General features: G+C 72.8%; 15 protein-coding genes. 4 read left to right on the top strand and 11 right to left on the bottom strand.

The annotated features are described in order from the left end of the window. Nucleotides 1-113: 113 nt before the first annotated feature. The 8 genes from ACZ3YL_RS23090 to ACZ3YL_RS23055 all read right to left on the bottom strand — a co-directional run bounded on the left by ACZ3YL_RS23090 (nt 114) and on the right by ACZ3YL_RS23055 (nt 9225). Nucleotides 114-899, bottom strand: a complete 786-nt coding sequence (locus ACZ3YL_RS23090) for a MerR family transcriptional regulator (RefSeq protein WP_188306653.1) — start codon at nt 897-899, stop codon at nt 114-116. A 61-nt stretch (nt 900-960) separates the two neighbouring features. Continuing rightward, complete coding sequence (locus ACZ3YL_RS23085; protein ID WP_465659494.1) at nt 961-2088, bottom strand: serine hydrolase domain-containing protein; 1128 nt, start codon at nt 2086-2088, stop codon at nt 961-963. Between the two features lie 193 nt (nt 2089-2281). Beyond that, complete coding sequence (locus ACZ3YL_RS23080) at nt 2282-2740, bottom strand: hypothetical protein (protein ID WP_465659492.1); 459 nt, start codon at nt 2738-2740, stop codon at nt 2282-2284. 136 nt (nt 2741-2876) lie between these two features. Then, complete coding sequence (locus ACZ3YL_RS23075) at nt 2877-4784, bottom strand: putative Ig domain-containing protein (protein ID WP_188306656.1); 1908 nt, start codon at nt 4782-4784, stop codon at nt 2877-2879. A 381-nt stretch (nt 4785-5165) separates the two neighbouring features. Further along, nucleotides 5166-5978, bottom strand: coding sequence for an ABC transporter permease (locus ACZ3YL_RS23070; RefSeq protein ID WP_465659490.1), 813 nt, complete (start codon nt 5976-5978; stop codon nt 5166-5168). A 21-nt stretch (nt 5979-5999) separates the two neighbouring features. Continuing rightward, nucleotides 6000-6914 carry an ABC transporter permease gene (locus tag ACZ3YL_RS23065; protein ID WP_465659488.1) on the bottom strand — a complete coding sequence of 305 codons (915 nt, stop codon included), beginning with the start codon at nt 6912-6914 and terminating at the stop codon, nt 6000-6002. Then, nucleotides 6914-8116, bottom strand: coding sequence for an ABC transporter substrate-binding protein (locus ACZ3YL_RS23060; protein WP_465659486.1), 1203 nt, complete (start codon nt 8114-8116; stop codon nt 6914-6916). The genes ACZ3YL_RS23065 and ACZ3YL_RS23060 overlap by 1 nt, the downstream gene beginning before the upstream one ends. A gap of 41 nt (nt 8117-8157) precedes the next feature. Next, nucleotides 8158-9225, bottom strand: a complete 1068-nt coding sequence (locus ACZ3YL_RS23055) for an ABC transporter ATP-binding protein (protein WP_465659484.1) — start codon at nt 9223-9225, stop codon at nt 8158-8160. Nucleotides 9226-9380: 155 nt separating this feature from the next. On the opposite strand from ACZ3YL_RS23055, the gene ACZ3YL_RS23050 reads away from it, so the two are divergent. From ACZ3YL_RS23050 to ACZ3YL_RS23035, 4 genes are all read left to right on the top strand, one after another. Then, the gene (locus ACZ3YL_RS23050) at nt 9381-10928 is read left to right on the top strand and encodes a PucR family transcriptional regulator (RefSeq protein ID WP_465659482.1); all 1548 of its coding nucleotides are present in this window, start codon (nt 9381-9383) and stop codon (nt 10926-10928) included. Between the two features lie 199 nt (nt 10929-11127). Further along, the gene (locus ACZ3YL_RS23045) at nt 11128-12477 is read left to right on the top strand and encodes an NAD(P)/FAD-dependent oxidoreductase (RefSeq protein WP_188306662.1); all 1350 of its coding nucleotides are present in this window, start codon (nt 11128-11130) and stop codon (nt 12475-12477) included. A gap of 5 nt (nt 12478-12482) precedes the next feature. Then, entirely contained in the window at nt 12483-12977 is a 495-nt protein-coding gene (locus tag ACZ3YL_RS23040; RefSeq protein ID WP_465659481.1) for a nuclear transport factor 2 family protein, read from the top strand. Nucleotides 12978-13121: 144 nt separating this feature from the next. After that, a complete protein-coding gene (locus ACZ3YL_RS23035; protein ID WP_465659479.1) occupies nt 13122-13934 on the top strand; it encodes an SAM-dependent methyltransferase in 813 nt (270 codons plus the stop codon). Nucleotides 13935-14072: 138 nt separating this feature from the next. Here the strand turns inward: ACZ3YL_RS23035 and ACZ3YL_RS23030 are convergent, their stop codons facing one another. From ACZ3YL_RS23030 to ACZ3YL_RS23020, 3 genes are all read right to left on the bottom strand, one after another. After that, nucleotides 14073-14147, bottom strand: a complete 75-nt coding sequence (locus ACZ3YL_RS23030) for a 50S ribosomal protein bL37 (RefSeq protein ID WP_465655890.1) — start codon at nt 14145-14147, stop codon at nt 14073-14075. 35 nt (nt 14148-14182) lie between these two features. Next, nucleotides 14183-15004, bottom strand: a complete 822-nt coding sequence (locus tag ACZ3YL_RS23025) for an SDR family NAD(P)-dependent oxidoreductase (RefSeq protein ID WP_465659478.1) — start codon at nt 15002-15004, stop codon at nt 14183-14185. Between the two features lie 625 nt (nt 15005-15629). Continuing rightward, entirely contained in the window at nt 15630-17360 is a 1731-nt protein-coding gene (locus ACZ3YL_RS23020; RefSeq protein ID WP_465659476.1) for a carbohydrate binding domain-containing protein, read from the bottom strand. Nucleotides 17361-17696 lie beyond the last annotated feature (336 nt).

Genomic DNA, 17696 nt, shown 5'->3' with positions numbered 1-17696 from the left:
GGTGCGGGAGGTATGAGCGGTGCCCCGGCCTCCTGAGGCCCACGCGCTCGCGGCGGCCGGCGGGGAGCAGGCCACCTCCCCGCCGACTGCCGCACTTCCCGAAGCGGCGCCGCTCAGTGGCGCGGGAGGCGCGGGGCCGGGGCGCCGGCGGAGCGGAGCCTGGCCTCGGTCAGCGCGGTCAGCCGGGCCGCGCTCGGGGCCTGGTCCTCGCGGTGGTGGTCGATCAGCCGGTACTGGGCGGCGGCCCGGCTCCAGGCCTGGAGGCTGTCGGCGTCCCCCAGCAGCGCCGGATTGGCGAGGAAGCGCTCCGCCATGGCGGCGGCGAGTTCCTCGATCCTCGGGTCGTCCGGCTCCCAGCTCCCGGCCTCCCAGGCGCACATCGACAGCTCGACGAACTCCTGGTCGTCCAGCCGGTGTTCGAGCTGGGCGAGGAAGCCGTCGAAGCCGGTCGGCACCAGTACCCGGGCCAGTACCAGCGCCTCGCGCTGCCCGGCCACGTACGCCGGGGCGAACCCGAGGTCAGCCATTCGCTCCAGGACGGCGCAGGCGCGGTCGGGCAGCAGGGCCCGGTCGCCCTCGGTGAGCCGGTGCAGCGTGGCGCGGCGCTCCTCCAACTCGGCGATCCGCTCGGCCAGCCGCCGTTCGACGTCGGCCAGGGCGGCGGCGAACGGCTCGGCCTCGGCGTCCAGCAGCGGCCCGATCTCGGCCAGCGGGACACCGGCGCCGGCCAGGGTCCGGACCTGGACCAGCCGCAGCAGTTCATCCGAGCCGTACCGCCGGTAGCCGGAGGTGTCGCGCCGTGGTTCGGCGAGCAGCCCGTGCTCGTGGTAGTGCCGCACCGTCTTCACCGAGACGCCGACGAATGCCGCGGCCTGACCGATCGTGACTCCGTTCACCATCCGCCCAGCTTCTCGCGTGGTCGGACCCGGCGGCTACCCGCCCCCGGCCGGGGTTTCCCGGTCAGCCGGAGAACACCGCGGCGACCAGCCGCTGCTGGGCCTGCTGGAAGGACGCGGCGAGGGACATCTCCGGGTCGTCCACGTGGTTCAGGGCGGCCGTCAGGACCCGGCGGCCGTCGGCCGAGCCGTACATCAGCGCCGCCGAGCCGATGGTGGCGCCGTTGTGGTGGTAGACGGTGCCGCCGGCCGGGCCGAGGTCCTGGGCGAACAGCCCGAGGCCGTAGCCGATCCGCTCCTCCGGGGTGCGCATCTCGGCCAGCAGCCCGGCGGGCAGCAGCCGGCCGCCCATCAGCGCGGCGAAGTAGGTGTGCAGGTCCCGGGTGGTCGAGATCATGTCGCCGCCGGCCGCGACCCAGGAGGGATCGTGCCGGGTGACGTCGATCGTCAGCTCCTGCCCGCCGTCCTGGTAGCGGTAGTAGCCGTGGTGGTGGGGCTCGGGGATCTCGGGCGAGCTGCCGGGCGCCACCGTACCGGTCAGCCCCAGCGGGGCCAGGACCCGCCGGCGGAGCTCCTCGGCGAAGGGCCGCCCGGTGGCGCGCTCGATCACCAGCCGGGCCAGCACGTAGTTGGTGTTGGAGTAGCTCCAGCCCTCGCCCGGCGCGAACCGCGGCGCCTTGGACAGCGACAGCCGCACCAGTTCCTCGGGCGGGTAGCTGTGGAAGCGGTTGTCCACCCAGGCCTTGCCCTGCCACGGGATGCCGGGCACGACCGTCCCGTCGTCCAGGAGTTCGCCGGTGTGGCTGAAGATCCCGCTGGTGTGCTGCAGCAGCATCCGCACCGTGATCCGCCGGTCCAGCCCGAACTCGGGCAGGTACTGGTCGGCGGGGGTGTCCAGGCCGATCCTGCCCTCGGCGACCAGCAGCAGCACGGTGGTGGCGACGAAACTCTTGGTGCTGCTGCCGATCCGGAAGTGCCCGTCGGTCAGCGGCTCGGCGCCGCTGCCCAGTTCGCGCGCCCCGGCGCTGCCGGCCCAGGTGCCCCGTGCGTCGCTCACCCGCAGCTGCACCCCGAGGAAGCCGGAGCCGACGAGCTCCTCCATCACCTGCCGCAGCTCCGGTCGGTCCTGGTCCTGGTCCTGGTCCTGGCCCTGGTCGGCGCCCGCGCAACGTTCGGTGTGGCCGGTGGTCATGGGGTGCTCCTCGGTGTCCGTCGTGCCCGGACCGCTGTCCGGCCGCTGCGACGAATCTCCACCCTGCCCCAGGGGCAGCCTCAAGCGTGATCCGGGTCACATCGGGTCACACCGGGTCACGGCGGGTCACAGCGGCGCTGCGGCGCTCCCTGGGCGGGAACACCGCAGCGCGGCCACGGGCGGAGCCGCCGGATCAGCCGGTGACCTCGATCGTCACGTCGTAACTGCGCTGGTCCGGCGCGCAGTTGAGGGCCTCGCCGCAGACGGTGCGGGAGGCGGTCAGGTGGGCGGTGCCCGCCGTGCGGGCGGCGAAGGTGGTGGTGACGGTGCCGCAGCCGCCGCCGGGGCGGCAGGAGGGGGACGGTTCGGTGGTCGGGGAACCGGCCGGAGAGAGCACGTCGGGGGCTGAGCTGGCGGCGGCGGACCAGTACGTCCCGTGCAGTTCGACCGAGACGGCGGCGCCGACGGCGACCTTCACCGTGGTGTGGTTGGCCTTCTCGTCAGCGGTCACGGCGGCCGGGGGCGTCACGACCGTGATCGTCGGGGCCGGGGCGGACGCCGCCGTCGAGGCGTGGGTGGAGCCGCAGCCGGCCAGGGCCAGCAGGGCGGCGGCGCAGGTGAGGGCGAGGGCGGCGGGTCTTCTCAGGGTCACGGTGGTTCCTTAGTGCCGGGGTGGAAAGCGGTACCGGTTCGACGCGCGAGGCGCCGGATCGGATCCCCCCATATGCAGAAAAACCACACCGGGGTGGGCGCGAGGCCCACCCCGGTGCGTGTCGGCTAGGCGATCGTCAGGAGACGGTCACGTCGTCGTAGTAGGTGTAGGTCGGGTCACCCGGGTAGTTGTCGTCGTGGTTGCTCAGGGTGAGCGTGTACGAGTGGCCCGGGGTGACGGCCGCGGTCTGGTTGGCCCAGCTCGCGGTGGCGGCGCAGGTCTTGGCGAGGACCGTGGTGGTCGTGCCGGTGGTGTTGTCCTTCAACGTCGCGGTGGCCCAGTCGTAGGACACGGTGTCCGGGCAGGTGTTGCTGTACCAGAAGGACAGCTTGCTGGAGCCGGACGGCGCGGTGAAGGTCTGGGCGAGCGAGGAGTCACCGGTCGGATTGGTGGAGCCGACCATGGCGCCGTAGCTGCCGCTGTGGGCGGCGGAGGAGGTGGCGGAGGTGGAGCCGGCGCCGGTCCAGCTGGACAGGTTGCCGGCCTCGAAGCCGCCGTTGGTGATGGCGTTGCCGCCGCCCGAGCCGCCGGACTCGGTCCAGCTGAACGAGGTGCTGCCGGTGGCGCCGGTGGAGTCGGTCACGGTGACCGTCACGTTGGCGGTGCCGGCGGCGGTCGGGGTGCCGGAGATCAGGCCGGTCGAGGAGTTGATCGACAGGCCGGCGGGCAGGCCGGTGGCCGCGTAGCTCAGGGCCTGGCCGGAGGCCGAGTCAGTGGCGTGGATCTGCAGGCTGGCCGCGGTGCCGACGGTGCCGGACTGGTTGCCCGGGTTGGTGACGGTGACCGTGTTCCCCGGGTTGCCGTGGGTCAGGATGGCGTGCGAGATCGCGCAGGAGTTGGTGTCGTTCGACCAGCTGGCCTGCTCGGCGAAGGTGCCGTAGGAGCCGAAGGAGACGTTCGCGGCGCCGCCGGCCGAGCCGGGCTGGATCCAGGCGCACTCGTCGGAGTTCTCCTGGCCGTTGTACGAGCTGCCGGACACGTGGTTGGTCCAGCCGCCGGCCGGGTTCTGGTCCGACATCATCTCGTGCCACTCGTGGCCGAGGGTCATCGTGTAACCGTCCAGCGTGCCGGGCGAGTTGACGAAGCCGACGCCGCAGCTGCTGCCCTGGTCGATGTTGTACGGCTGGTTGGAGAAGGCGATGTCGCCGTAGGGCGAGCTGGCCGCGCCACCGTTGAGGGTGGTGTCACCGTTCCAGTCGTGCCAGGCGCAGTACCCGGTGGTGGGGTTCTGGTAGTCGTCCGGGTTGGTGCCGTGCGGCGACAGGATGACGTAGTACGCGTCGCGGTTGGCGGCGGCCGTGGTGTTGCCGAAGTGGCCGGCGGCCTTGACGGCCTCCTGGCCCAGCTGGTTGCCGGTGGCCTGGGCGGGCGAGGCGGCCGCGTTGTCGTACCAGACGCCGGAGAGGACGCCGCCGCTCTGGTACGGGATGTAGTTGGCGTTGGTCGGGCAGCTGACCGCGCCGGCGGCGACGTTGGGGCCGTCGCACCACTGGGTCAGGTCGGCCGACCAGGTCTCGCCGTTGGTGCCGATGCCCTTGAACATCTGCTGGGTGGCACCGGCGGCGCCGGCCGAGTCGCCGGAGAACTTGGCGTTGCCGTTGGCGTCGGTGCTCTGGCTGCCCCACTGGGTGCCGTAGAAGACCAGGTAGACCTTGGAGTGGCCGCTCTGCACGCCGATGCCGTCGACGCCGCCGCCGTAGGACAGCGTCTCCTGGCCGGTGGCCGCGGCCTGGTTGTGCTGGGCGAGCCACTGCTTGTACTTCTTCTGCTGCTCCTTGCCCAGCACCGCGCCGTGGCGGTACGGGTGGCCGGTCTGCGGGCTCCAGGGGTTGAACTCGTTGTTGACGCTGCCCGAGGAGCTGGAGATGTCCTGCGCGGAGGCCGGCGCGGCCGCACCGGCGAGGCCGGCGGCGGCGAGCGCGAGGGACGCTATGCCGGTGATCGCCGCGTACTTCGCGCGCCGCGTTCTGTGGGAGTGACCCATGGGGTGAGGGTGCCTCTCTCGTTACCGATCGCCCGTGCGGCTGGGGGGCCGCGAACGATCCCTTTGTGGGGAAGGATCGGACGACGCATTCCACCGAACGACGATTCCGGTCTTTCTTCCGGGCAACCGGAATTGACGGTCTCTCGGTGGGGCGCATCCGCTTGGGGATGAAGGAAAGCAGGTTTGACGAACGCAGGTCAACGGCGAAGGGTAAGGAAAGATTAAGAGCGGTGTCCGGGCAGGTGGGGGCAGTGATCGACGACCTGTTCAAAGCCCTCGGCATTCACTGAATGCCGGTCAGAAGACTGTTTCCGCATTCCTTGAAACGTCGTGGTTTCAACATTCCCTCATGGGCCGCGGACAGTTTCGGGATGCCGGCCCCTACAGCCGGCCCCCGGCACTGTCCGAGGACAACCGCTGGGCCAGGTACAGCGGGACCACCGACAGCAGCACCAGCACCGCCGCCACCACGTTGACCACCGGCGCCTGGTTGGGCCGCGCCAGGTTGGCGTAGATCCACACCGGCAGCGTCTGGACGCCCGGCCCGGCGGTGAAGGTGGTCACCACGATCTCGTCGAAGGACAGCGCGAACGCCAGCAGCCCGCCCGCCAGCAGCGCCGACCGCACCGCCGGGAAGGTGACGTACCGGAAGGTCTGGAAGGTGTGGGCGCCGAGGTCCGCCGACGCCTCCTCAGCCGAGGGGGACAGCCTGCGCAGCCTGGCGACCACGTTGTTGAAGACCACCACGATGCAGAAGGTGGCGTGCCCGATGACCACGGTGAGCATCCCCAGGCCGATGCCCGCCGGGCCGAGCACCGTGCGGAACGCGGCGTTGAGCGCGATGCCGGTGACGATGCCGGGCAGCGCGATCGGCAGGATCACCAGGAAGGACACCGCCTGCCGGCCGAAGAACCGGTGGCGCTGGACGGCGAAGGCCGTCAGGGTGCCCAGGACGAGTGCCACCAGGGTGGCCCCGGCGCCCGCCCGCACGGAGGTGAGCAGGGCGCTGCGGGCACCGTCGGACTGCCAGGCCCGCACCCACCACTCGGTGGTCAGCCCGGTCGGCGGCCAGGCGAAGGAGCGGTCCCGGTTCAGCGAGTTGAGCAGGACCAGCAGCAGCGGCAGGTACACCACGGCGAGGCCGGCGGCCATGGCCGCGCGCAGCGCGATCCGGGCACGGCGGGAGAGGATCACGGGGGCCTCCTAGAGCTGGTCCTACAGGGAGTCCAGGGCGCCGGTGCGGCGCACGGCGAGCAGGTAGCCGACGATCATCACCACCGGTACGCAGGACAGCGCGGCGGCCAGCGGCAGGTTGAGCGTCACGTTGTCGGCGATCGCGGTGCCCAGCACCTGGGTCTTGCCGCCGACGATCCGCACTGTGATGTAGTCGCCCAGGCTCAGCGAGAAGGTGAACACCGATCCGGCGAACACCGAGGGCAGGACCTGCGGGAGGACCACCGAGCGGAACGTCCGCCCGGCGGAGGCGCCCAGGTCGGCCGAGGCGTCCAGCAGGTTGGCCGGCAGGTTCTCCAGTCCCGCGTAGACCGGCAGGATCATGTACGGCAGCCACAGGTAGGCGAGGACGACGATGACCGCCGTCGTGCCGTACCCCGGGCTGGACACCCCGAACGGGCGGCCCAGCCAGTCGAGGACGCCGCCCTGGCTCAGGATGACCCGCCAGGCGTAGGCCTTGACCAGGTAGCTGGCCCAGAGCGGGGTCAGCACCGCGACCACCAGCAGCTTGCGGGTGCGCGGCCGGGCGATCCGGGCCAGGTAGAAGGCCATCGGGAAGGCCACCACGGCGTCGATCACGGTGACGGCGGCGGCGATGCCGAGCGTGCGCAGGGCGACCGTCCGGTAGACCGGTTCGGTGAGCACGGTGTGGAAGTTGGCGGTGTTCCAGACCCGGACGACGTCGTAGGTGAAGTCGTCGACCGCCCAGAACGCCGACAGCAGCAGGACGGCGAGCGAGCCCAGGTAGGCGAGCACCAGCCAGGCCATCGGCGCCGACAGCAGCAGCGCCAGCCGCAGCCCGGCCCGCCGGTGCAGGACGGCGGCCACCCGCCGTACGCCTCCCCGCCGCCGGGGCCGGGCGGCCGTGGTGGTCGTGGTGGTCGTGCTGGTCGTCATCAGCCCTTGATCTCGGTCCAGGCGGACGTCCAGGCGGAGTAGTCGGTGCAGGCCACCGTGCGGCCGTCCAGGCAGCTCTTGACCGGGGTGGTCCAGTAGTAGACGTCCTTCCAGTAGGCCTCGTCGGCGGCGTGGAAGGTGCCGCAGAAGCCCTTGTCCGTCGTGAGGTCGCAGGCCTTGGCGTTGGCCGGGGCCTCACCGAACCACTGGGCGACCTGGGCGTTGGCGGTCGGCGAGACGATCCAGTTCATCCACTGGTAGGCGCAGTTGGGGTGGGCGGCCTTCGCCGAGACCATCCAGGTGTCCGACCAGCCGGTGGCGCCCTCCTTCGGCAGCACCGCCTTGACCGGCGCCTGGTCGGCCTGCGCCATGTTGGCGATCACCTGCCAGCTGGTGCCGACCACGGTGTCCCCGGTCTTGAAGGAGTTCTCCGCCTTCTGGAAGTCGCTCCAGTACTCGCCGATCGCCTTGTGCTGGGTCTTCAACAGGTCGACGGCCGCCTTGAGTTGGGTCTCGTCCAGGGCGTAGGGGTTCTTGATGCCCAGGTCGGGCTTGGTCTTCATCAGGTACAGCGCGGCGTCGGCGAGGTAGATCGGCGAGTCGTAGGCGGTGACGTGGCCGGAGTACTGCGAGGCGCCGTCGAAGACCACGCTCCAGGAGTCCGGCGCCGGGGTGACCTTGTCGGTGCGGTACATCAGCAGGTTGGCGCCGCGGCCGTGCGGGATGCCGTACATCTGACCGTTCACCGAGTTCCAGGGCTGGTTCTTCAGGCCGTCGAAGACGTCCGCGTAGTTCTGCACCAGCGCGGTGTTGACCGGGGCGACGTCACCGGCCGCGATCAGCCGCAGCGTCGCGTCGCCGGAGGCCGAGACGGCGTCGTACTGGCCGGTCTTCATCAGCGAGACCATCTCGTCCGAGGTGCCGGCGATCTTCGCGTTGACCTTGCAGCCGGTCTGCTGCTCGAAGGGGTGGACCCAGTCGACGGTCTTGTCGTCCGAGCCGTCCTCGGCGTAGCCGGCCCAGGCGACCAGGTTGACCTGGCCCTCGCCGGCGCCCAGCGACTGGAGCATCGGCAGCTTCGGCGGGTTCAGGCCGTGCGAGCCGGTCGTGCTCCCGGACGTGCCGCCGCTGCCGCACCCTGCGACGAGCAGGACGGCGGCGGTGGCGGCGGCCGCGGTGCGGGCGATCTGGGGGAGGCGCATGCGAGGTGTTCCGATCTTCGGGGAGAGGGGTCGAGGGGCGGTCAGGAGCCGACGCGGACGGTGTGCTTGCGCTGCCAGGCCAGGACGACGTCGGTGCCGCGGTGGCGCAGGACGTCGGCCGAGCCCTCGTCGAGGTTCTGCCGGACGGCGGTCAGCCGCCCGCCGGCCTCCAGGTCCACCAGGAACCGGGTGTGGCCGCCCGCGTAGACGACCTCGGCCACCCGGCCGGTGGCCGACAGTTCGTCGGGCCCGGCGGGGTCGTCCGGGTGCGCTATCCGGATCTTCTCCGGCCGGACGCTGAACAGCCCGGCCTCGCCCACCACCTGCTCGGCGGCCGCGCCGTCCAGCAGGTTGGAGGTGCCGACGAAACCGGCGACGAAGGCGGTGGCCGGGTGCTCGTACACCTCGGCGGGCGAGCCGAGTTGCTCGATCCGCCCCGCGTTGAACACCGCCACCCGGTCGCTCATCGTCAGGGCCTCGTCCTGGTCGTGGGTGACGAGCACGAAGGTGATCCCGACCTCGCGCTGGATCCGCTTGAGTTCCGCCTGCATCTCGTGCCGCAGCTTCAGGTCGAGCGCGCCGAGGGGTTCGTCGAGCAGCAGCACCCTGGGGCGGTTCACCAGCGCCCGGGCCAGGGCCACCCGCTGGCGCTGGCCGCCGGACAGCTGGGCCGGGCGCCGCCCTTCGAAGCCGTCCAGCCGGACCATCGCCAGCGCCGCGCGCACCCGCTCCGCCCGTTCGGCCCTGGGCACCCGGCGGACCATCAGGCCGTAGCCGACGTTCCGCTCGACCGTCATGTGCGGGAACAGCGCGTAGTCCTGGAACACCGTGTTGACGTCCCGGTCGAACGGCGGCAGGCCGGTGACGTCGGCGCCGCCCAGCAGGACCCTCCCGGCGGTCGGCGCCTCGAAGCCCGCGATCATGCGCAGCACCGTGGTCTTGCCGGAGCCGGACGGGCCGAGCATCGCGAAGAACTCGCCCTCGCCGATCTCCAGGTCCACGCCGTCGACCGCGCGGACCCGGCCGCCGTCGAAGGTCTTGGCCAGCCCTTCGAGCCGGACCGCGCCGGGGGCCGGATCCGCGCGGGGTGGACGGTCATAGCTGCTCAACTCCGCTGGCCCTTCCGGGTGATGTGACAGGAGGACGGTCAGGGCGAGTCGCCCCGTCCGGTTCGCTGGGAACCCTAGGAAGAGATCACCCCATCCGGCTATGGACGCCCGCACGGTCTTCCGCCGCCGAGTTGTGCGGCGCTACAGTCCGGCGCATGCCGGTGACACTGCGCGATCTGCTTCAGGAAGAGGGCCTCGGCCTGCGACTGTGCACCGGCACGGCCGGGGTCGAACGGGTCGTGCGCTGGGTCGCGGTGACGGAACTCGCCGACCCCTCGGAGTGGGTGACGGGTGGCGAGCTGCTCCTCACCACCGGCCTGCGGCAGCGCACCGCCGCCACGCAGACCGCCTTCGTCCAGCGGGTGGCGGCGGCCGGCGTCTCGGGGATCGGCTTCGGCACCGGGCTGAGCCACCCCAGCGTCCCGCGGGCGACGGTGGCGGAGGCCGAACGGCTGGGCCTGGCGGTGCTGGAGGTCCCGTACGAGACGCCGTTCATCGCGGTGAACCGGCTGGTCGCCGAGCGGATCACGGCCGAGGACCACAGCGCGCAGCGGCGCCTGGTCGACCAGCACGACCTGCTGGTCCAGGCCCTGTTGAGCGGCGAGGGCCTGACCGCCCTGCTCCGGGTGCTGCGGCGGGCCTGCGGCTGCGAGGTCGCGGTGGTGGACCGCCACGGGGTGGTCCTCGCCGCCAGCCCCGAGCGGGCCGGGGCGCTGCTCGGGCCACCCGGGCCCGCGCCCGGGAGCGGGCCCGGCGGGGCCGGGGCGCTGCGGCTGCCGGTGCGGGTCGACGGGGTGGTCACGGCGTTCCTGTGTCTGCGCTCGGCCGGGCCGGCCGCGGACGTGCTCCCGTACGCGGTCCGGCTGGTCGGGCTGGAGCTGGCCCGTCGTCAGGCCTACCTGGCGGGGCGGCGGGAGCTGGTCGGCCAGGTCGTCGAGGACGTCGTGCGGGACGTGATCGCGCCGGCGGCCGCCGAGCGCAGGCTCGCCGTGTTCGGGCTGGACCCCCAGGGCGCCCACCGGGTGGTCCTGGGCCGGCTGGCGCCGGAGGACGAGCGGTCCGGGGAGCGGTCCGGAAGCGGCCGCCAGGAGGCGGAACGGCGGTTCGCCCGGCTGGACTGGCAGTCCGCGGGCCGCCCAAACTCCCCCGAGCCCGTGCTCACCGCCGTCGTCAACCGGTACCTGGTGGCGGTGCTCCCGGCGGCCACCCCGGTGGAGGAGCCGGCCCGGCGGTTCGGCGCCGCGCTGTCCGGTCTGGACGCCCGCGCCTCGGTCGGCATCGGCGGCTGTTACCGGGGCGTCGACGGGCTGCGCTGGAGCTGGTTCGAAGCCCAGGCCGCCCTCACCAAGGGCCCCGGGGTGCACGGCGGCGACCCGCTCAACCTGCCGCGCCTGCTGCTGTCCACCCCGGACCTCCCGCTGAAGGAGCTGGCCGCCGAGGTGCTGCGCCCGCTCACCCGGTTCGACCAGGCCAACCGCGCCGACCTCGTCGCGACCCTGCACGCCTACCTGGCCGCGGACTGCTCGGTCCAGGCCGTCGCCGACCGGCTGTACGTCCACCGCAACACCGTCCGCTACCGGCTGGACCAGATCGAGCGCCTCACCGGCCGGTCGCTGCAGTCCCTGCAGGACCGCTTCCAGCTCTGGCTGGCCCTGCTCGCCGCCTACCCGGAGCGCCAACCGGCCGTCCCGCGGCACGACTGACGGCCGTCCGGGTGACCCCGGTCCGCCGGTGTCACCCGAACGGGTGACCGCTGTCTGGTGTGGGCCGGAAGCCCGGTGGGAGGGTGAGGGCGCCCGCTCGACGGCAGGCAGCAAGCGATCGGAGCCGACCGTGAATCCAGCGCGAAGCCGTAGCCGCGAGGGAAGAAGCCGTCATCGCGGCGGAACGGGCCACGCGCTCGTGCTCGGTGCCGGTATCAGCGGCCTGTGCGCCGCCCGGGCGCTCTCCGGGTTCTTCGAACACGTCACCGTCGTCGAGCGGGACACCCTCCCGGAGACCTCCGGCGTCCGACGCGGAGTTCCGCAGGGGGCGCACGTGCACTCGCTGACGCCCGGTGGCGCGCAGGTCCTGGAGGAGTTCTTCCCGGGGTTCACCGATGAGCTGGCGGCCGGGGGCGGCACGCTGGCCGGGGCGTTGGACGAGCTCGACATCGTGTTCTTCGGTTCGCGCCTGCGGCAGGTACCGCTCGGTCGGGTGCTCCAGGTGAGCCGGCCCTTCCTGGAGGACCGGCTGCGCGAGCGGGTCCGCGCGCTGCCCGGCGTCCGCCTGCGGTCGGGGCTGGAGGCCACCGCGCCGATCGCCACCGGCCCCGGCGGGGTGAGCGGGGTCCGGCTGGCCCGCCCGGGGCAGCCCGACTCCTTCGAGGCCGTCGACGCGGACCTCGTCGTGGACGCGATGGGCCGCGCGGGCCGGGGCGCCACCTGGCTCAAGTCCCTGGGCTACCAGGAGCCTTCCGCGGCCCGTCTGCGCGTCGACGTCGCCTACGCCAGCCGCCGCTACCGGGTGGCCCCGGGCGCGCTGGGGCCGGCCAAGGGCGTGCTGATCGGAGCGACCCAGGCCCGCCCCCGCGGCGCGGTCCTCACCCAGCAGGAGAACGACGCGTGGGTGCTCTCCCTCTACGGATTCGGCAGGGACGACCACCCGCCGGGTTCGCCGGAGCGGTTCCTCGACTTCGCCGAGGACCTGCTCGCCGCCGACACCTGGAACGCGCTCCGGAGCGCCGAACCGCTCACCGGGATCTCGTCCTTCGGCTACCCGGCCTCCCTCCGCCGGCACTTCCACCGGCTGCGCCGGATTCCGGACGGACTGATCTCCACCGGGGACGCGGTGTGCAGCCTCAACCCGATCTACGGGGCCGGGATGACGGTCGCCGCCCTGGAGGCGAAGGCGCTCCAGAGGTGTCTCGACGACGGCCTGGACGGCCTTCCCCGGCGCTTCTACCGGGAAGCCGCACGGGCCGTGCGGCTGCCGTGGCTGTTCTCCACCATGGCCGACCGGTCCATGCCGCAAGTCCCGGGCACCCACCCCGCCCTCGCCCGCCTGCTGGCGCACGCCTTCCAGGCCACCATGCGCGCCGCGGCCGACGACGCCCGGGTCGCCACCGCCGTCTGGAACGCCGTCAGCCTGACCGGCTCCCCGGCGGAACTGGCCCGGCCGGGGGTCATCGCCTCCGTCCTCCGGCACTGGTCACCCGGCGCCGCCCCTCGCACGGCCGCCACCACTGACGGCGTCAGCCGCGGAAAGGACTGATCCTCATGCCGGACTTCGACGAGAGCGAGCGGAAGGCGTTCGTCGAACGCTGGGTGACCATGTGGGAATCGCCCACGGCCCCCGCCGACGCCATGGAGTACTACACGGAGGACTCCGTGATCGAGGACAAGGCCTTCGACCACACCTACCGGGGCCACCAGGAGATGCACGCGTACTTCAGCCGGGCCGGCGAGCTCTTCTCCGACATCCGTTCCGTCAGCCTGGGCGTGCTGGTCGGCCCGTCCCACGCGGTGGCCCACGTCCGGTACAGCGCCACCGTCAGGGAGCCGTTCCTCTGCCTCCCGGAGTCCAGCCGTGGACAGCGGTTCTCGCTCTACCTGATGAGCCTGCTCGAATTCGCCGAGGACGGGCGGATCGCCCGGACGGTGGACGCGTACGACCGCACCTCCGTCCTGCAGCAACTCGGCGTCCTCCCCGCCACCCCCCGCACACCCGCCCCGTCCGGCACCCCCTTCTCCGCCACGACACCGTCCGGCTGACGGCTCCCGACGGCCGCCGGCGGGCCCGGGCCGTTACCACGTCACGGCGAATCCCGCGACATCACCGGTCGGTCGGCACCCGGGCCCCGGTCGTTCTCCTACGATCGGGGCCACAACGGACGCCAGAGACGGGGTTGGTTCGCCATGACCGATCAGAGCAGCGGGATCGACGAGTCGAAGCCGAGCATCGCCCGGGTCTACGACTACCTCCTCGGTGGCACGGACAACTTTCCCGTCGACCGGGAGATCGGGGACTACTTCCTCCGGGACCTGCCCGGCTCGGTGGCGATGGCCTACGCCAACCGCCAGGCCCTGGTGCGCGCCGTGGGCGCGATGGCCGACGACGGCGTCCGCCAGTTCATCGACATGGGCAGCGGACTGCCGACCGCCGACAACGTGCACCAGGTCGCCCAGCGGCACCACCCCGCCGCGCGCGTCGCCTACGTCGACGACGATCCGACCGTACTCGACCACGGCCGGGCCCTGCTGGCCGCCGACGACCGCACCATCCTGGTCCAGGCCGAGCTGCGCGAACCGGAGTCGGTCCGCGACCACCCGGACGTCCAGCGCCTGATCGACTTCGACCAGCCGGTGGGCGTCGTCTTCAGCGCCGTCCTGCACCACCTCAACGACTCCGAGCGGCCCGCCGACCTGGTGCGCTGGTGGGCGGCGGAGGTGCCCTCGGGCAGCCTGGTCTACGTCTCCCACTTCCGCTCCGGCGCCAACGAGGAGACCCGGCTCGTGGAGCAGAAGCTCCAGGACAGCTTCGGCCGCGGCCGCTGGCGCACCGATGAGGAGATCCTCGCCCTGTTCGGCGACCTCGACCTGCTCCCACCGGGCCTGGTCCCCTGCCGGTTGTGGCGCCCGGACCCCACGGCCGCCGAAGTGCCCACGGACGAGGGCGACCTGACGGTGTGGGAGCGGCTGATCTCCTGCGGACTGGCCGGCAAGCCCTGACGGCCCGACGCGCGAACCCCTCTCGCCACGGGCCCCCTTCACGACGGACCCCCTTCGCCACGGGCCGACGGCCGACGCTCGCGAAGGGGGGTGGGCACCCGGCGCCGGTGGCACGCGGCGCCGGGTGGGTCTACGGGGTCACTGGCAGGCCTTGCGGCCGTGGTTGGCCTTCTTCTTCCGCCGGGCCTTCTTCTTGCGGGCGCGCTTGGACATCGTGCTGTTCCTCGTGGTCGTCGGGTGGGTGGGGTTCAGGCGGCCCGGCCGACCAGCTGGTCGGCGAGCTTGGCCAGGCGCTTCTGCGAGCGCTCCTCCTGGGCGGCCTGCGCGGTGGGCGCGGTCACACCGCCGTCGTAGTAGGCACCGTTGGCGACCTCGACGTCCGGCAGGCAGAGCCGGACCACGGCGGCCGCGCCCTCCGCCGCCGGCGCGCCGACCCGCCCGTAGAGCGGGAGCAGCGCGGTGTCGCACAGGCCCGGGTTGAGGCTGACGGCGGTGATGCCGGAGCCGGCCGGGGCCATCTCGGCGGTCGCCATGGTGAGCGCGAGCTGCGACTGCGCGTAGGCAGCGACCCGCGAGTACTTCTTGACCCGGTGCGGGTCCGACCAGTTCATCGACGCGGTGCGGTGCAGGGAGGAGGACACGTTGACGATCCGGGCGTCGCCGGCCGCCGCGAGCGGGGCCCGCAGCAGCTTGGACAGCAGGTGCGCGGCAAGGAAGTTGACCTGCAGCGAGATCTCGTTGCCGTCGTCGGTGAGGGTGCAGCGCTCGGGCGCCATCACGGCGGCGTTGTTCACCAGCAGGTCCAGCGCCGGGTAGTGCTTGACGACCGTGCCGGCCAGCACCGCGACCTCCGACAGCCTGGTGAAGTCGGCGGCCAGCTCGACCAGTTGGTCCCGTCGGGCGCCCGCGGCGACCAGGCGCTCCACGGCGCCCGCCGCCTCGTCGGTGGTCCTGGCGTGCACCAGGACGGTCGCGCCGAGCCCGGAGAGCAGCCGGGCGGTCTCCCAGCCGATGCCGGAGGAGGCGCCGGTGACGAGGGCGGTGCGGGCAGGCAGAACAGCGTCGGACATGACCCATCCAAGGGTGGAAGGCAACGGCGGGGTGCGGGAAGGGGCGGCACGAAGCCGCCCGCCCCGGGGCCGCCGGTGCGAGAGGAGTGTGGTGCGGGGTGACGCTCGCCCGCCCCGGCCCCCGGAGCCGAACGGGGCGGGGGACGGGCGGCGTCGAACGACACGGGCACGGCGAACGGAGCCCGCCCGTGCGCGCGGCCGGTGGCCAGCGGGAAGGAGCTGGGGCCTACCGGACGGCGGTGGCGACCGCGACAGCGACGACGAACCGCGGCCGGCTATGCGGCGGGCGGTCGTGGTGGCGTGTCGAGCGGTGCATGCCCTCCATCAAAGCCCCCTGGAATGCCCGGGGCAAGCGCCCGCGCCCGCCCTGACGAACCCTTGACGCCGGCGCCAACCTCGGCTCCGCTCGGGCTGCCGACGGTCGCCGGGGTTCCGTCGGCCATTGCTCTGCCGCGGCTTTCGTCACCGCACCGGCACCGACGGCCGGGGTGGACGCCGGACGGCCCGCGCCCCGGGCTCGAAACGAGACACCGGGGCGCGGGCCGTCAGCGGGTGACCGGCAGGTGGTCGGCGCACGGTCGGCGGATGGTCGGCAGGTGGTCGGCGGGTGGTCGGCGGTGGGCCGTCAACGGCTCTGCAGGGACTTGACGTTGTCCCCGAAGGTCCAGCCCTTGGAGCCGTCCCAGTTGAGCGACCAGGTCATCAACCCCTTCAGTGCGCCGCCGAAGGCGCTCCAGGCCTGGCCGACCGAGCCCGGGTCCAGGTACCCACCGCCCGCGCCGGGCTGGGCCGGCAGGCCGGGCACCTGCTTGTCGTAGGGGACCTTGACGGTGGTGCCCTGGATGGTCAGACCGTTGTTCAGGCAGGTGGTCTGGACGGTGAAGCCCTGCACGGTGCCGGCCTGGTAGGAGTCGCCGGAGCAGCCGTACATGCTGCCGTTGTAGTACTGCATGTTCAGCCACCACAGCTGGCCGTTGTCGGCGTACTTCTTGATGATCGGCAGGTAGGCGCCCCAGATGGAGCCGTAGGTGACACTGCCGCCGGTGACGTACGCGGTCTCGGGGGCCATGGTCAGGCCGAAGCCCGCGGGCATCTGGGCCAGCACGCCGTCGATGATGCGCATCAGGTTGGCCTGGGAGGCGGACGGCGTCCTGATGTCGCCGCCGCCGGAGAGGCCGGTCTCGATGTCGATGTCGATCCCGTCGAAGTTGTACTTCTTGAGGATCGGGACGACGGTCGCCACGAAGCGGTCGGCGACGGTGCTGGAGCTGAGGTCGATGCCGGCCGCGGCGCCGCCGATCGACATCAGGATCGTCGCGCCGGCGGCCTTGGCCTGGCACATCTCGGCGGGGGTGGAGACCTTGACGTTGGTGTCCATGCCGTCCTGCCACAGGACGGTGCCGTCGGAGAGGATCACCGGGAAGGCGGCGTTGATGACGTTGTAGCCGTGGGCGGCGATCCGGCTGTCCGTGATGGGCACCCAGCCCAGGCCGGGGTGCACGCCGTTCGAGGCGCCGTCCCAGTTCTCCCAGTAGCCCTGGAGGACCTTGCCGGACGGCCGGGGCTTGGTCGGGCAGGTGTCACCGGGCGGGGGTGTGGTGGGCGGCGTCGTGGGAGGGGTGGTGGGAGGGGTGGTGGGCGGCGTCGTGGGAGGCGTGGTCGGCGGGGTGGTGGGCGGCGTGGGGCTGCCGCCGCCGGGGCCGGTGAGCGAGACGTCGTCCGCGTCGTACGCGGGCTGCCCGTACCAGCCGTGCAGGTAGACCGTCACCGAGGTGGTGTTCGGCCCGGTGGTGAAGCCGACGCTGAGCTGACCGTAGGAGGCGTTGCCGGCCGTCCAGGTGGACGGGTCGCTGCCGCCGCCGGTGCCGGTGGCGCCCAGGTAGACGTAGCTGCCCTGGACGTAGGCGCTCAGCGTGTACGGGGAGTTGGGCTGCACGCTGACGGTCTGGCTGCACTGGGCGGTGTCCTGGCCGGTCGGGGTGGCCTGGAGGGCGGCGGCGCCGGAGTGCACCGGGCTGCCGACGACGGCGCCGGTGCCGCCGGAGCAGGTCCAGCCGGCGAGCCCGCTCTCGAAGCCGGGGTTGGCGACCAGGTTGGGGGTGGCGGCCCCGGCCGTGACGGTGCCGGTCACCGCGAGGCCGGCGCCGATGACGGCGGCGGCGCCGACCACGGCGAGGGAGCGGATCAGGACGGTCGGGCGGTGCTGGGCGCTGCCGCTCGGGCGTACCCGCGACGCGCGCTCCAGGCCGGCCCGGGGCGGCTCGTTCCCGGCCTGGTCGCCGTGGTGGCGGCCGGGTTCCGGGGCGGGGCGGAAACCGCCCGACGGGCGTGGGGCTCGCGACCTCCGACGGAACATGCTGTGCTCCCTTCCCGCCGGGCGCCATGGACATGACCGACGCGTGGGGGCGAGACGCCCGGCCGTGGGTGAGGTGGGGACATGTGGGGCTGTGCCGGACGGGATCGTAGGAGGGCGGGCCGAGTCGGTCAATAGGTCTGGACCATTTAGGTCTGGACCACTCACGGAGGGCGCCCCGACCCGGCCGGGATCCAGCGGACGGTTCGCCCTACCCACCACCCCGTCCCGCCTCCCCCTCAATGCCGCCGACCCTCTGCCGACTCTCCGCCTACGCTCGGCCGGGTCCGGCCGGGTCCGGCCGGGTCCGGCCGGGTCCGAAGTCAACTCCCGGCGCGG

The sequence above is a fragment of the Kitasatospora sp. NPDC023176 genome (assembly GCF_055560495.1).
This window is presented reverse-complemented; position numbering and strand designations above follow the sequence as displayed.

Coding starts and splice junctions, on each gene's coding strand:
- ACZ3YL_RS23075 (WP_188306656.1), bottom strand. CDS start 4,784: ATGGGTCACTCCCACAGAACGCGGCGCGCGAAGTACGCGGCGATCACC.
- ACZ3YL_RS23025 (WP_465659478.1), bottom strand. CDS start 15,004: ATGTCCGACGCTGTTCTGCCTGCCCGCACCGCCCTCGTCACCGGCGCC.
- ACZ3YL_RS23090 (WP_188306653.1), bottom strand. CDS start 899: ATGGTGAACGGAGTCACGATCGGTCAGGCCGCGGCATTCGTCGGCGTC.
- ACZ3YL_RS23035 (WP_465659479.1), top strand. CDS start 13,122: ATGACCGATCAGAGCAGCGGGATCGACGAGTCGAAGCCGAGCATCGCC.
- ACZ3YL_RS23065 (WP_465659488.1), bottom strand. CDS start 6,914: ATGACGACCAGCACGACCACCACGACCACCACGGCCGCCCGGCCCCGG.
- ACZ3YL_RS23060 (WP_465659486.1), bottom strand. CDS start 8,116: ATGCGCCTCCCCCAGATCGCCCGCACCGCGGCCGCCGCCACCGCCGCC.
- ACZ3YL_RS23085 (WP_465659494.1), bottom strand. CDS start 2,088: ATGACCACCGGCCACACCGAACGTTGCGCGGGCGCCGACCAGGGCCAG.
- ACZ3YL_RS23050 (WP_465659482.1), top strand. CDS start 9,381: ATGCCGGTGACACTGCGCGATCTGCTTCAGGAAGAGGGCCTCGGCCTG.
- ACZ3YL_RS23040 (WP_465659481.1), top strand. CDS start 12,483: ATGCCGGACTTCGACGAGAGCGAGCGGAAGGCGTTCGTCGAACGCTGG.
- ACZ3YL_RS23020 (WP_465659476.1), bottom strand. CDS start 17,360: ATGTTCCGTCGGAGGTCGCGAGCCCCACGCCCGTCGGGCGGTTTCCGC.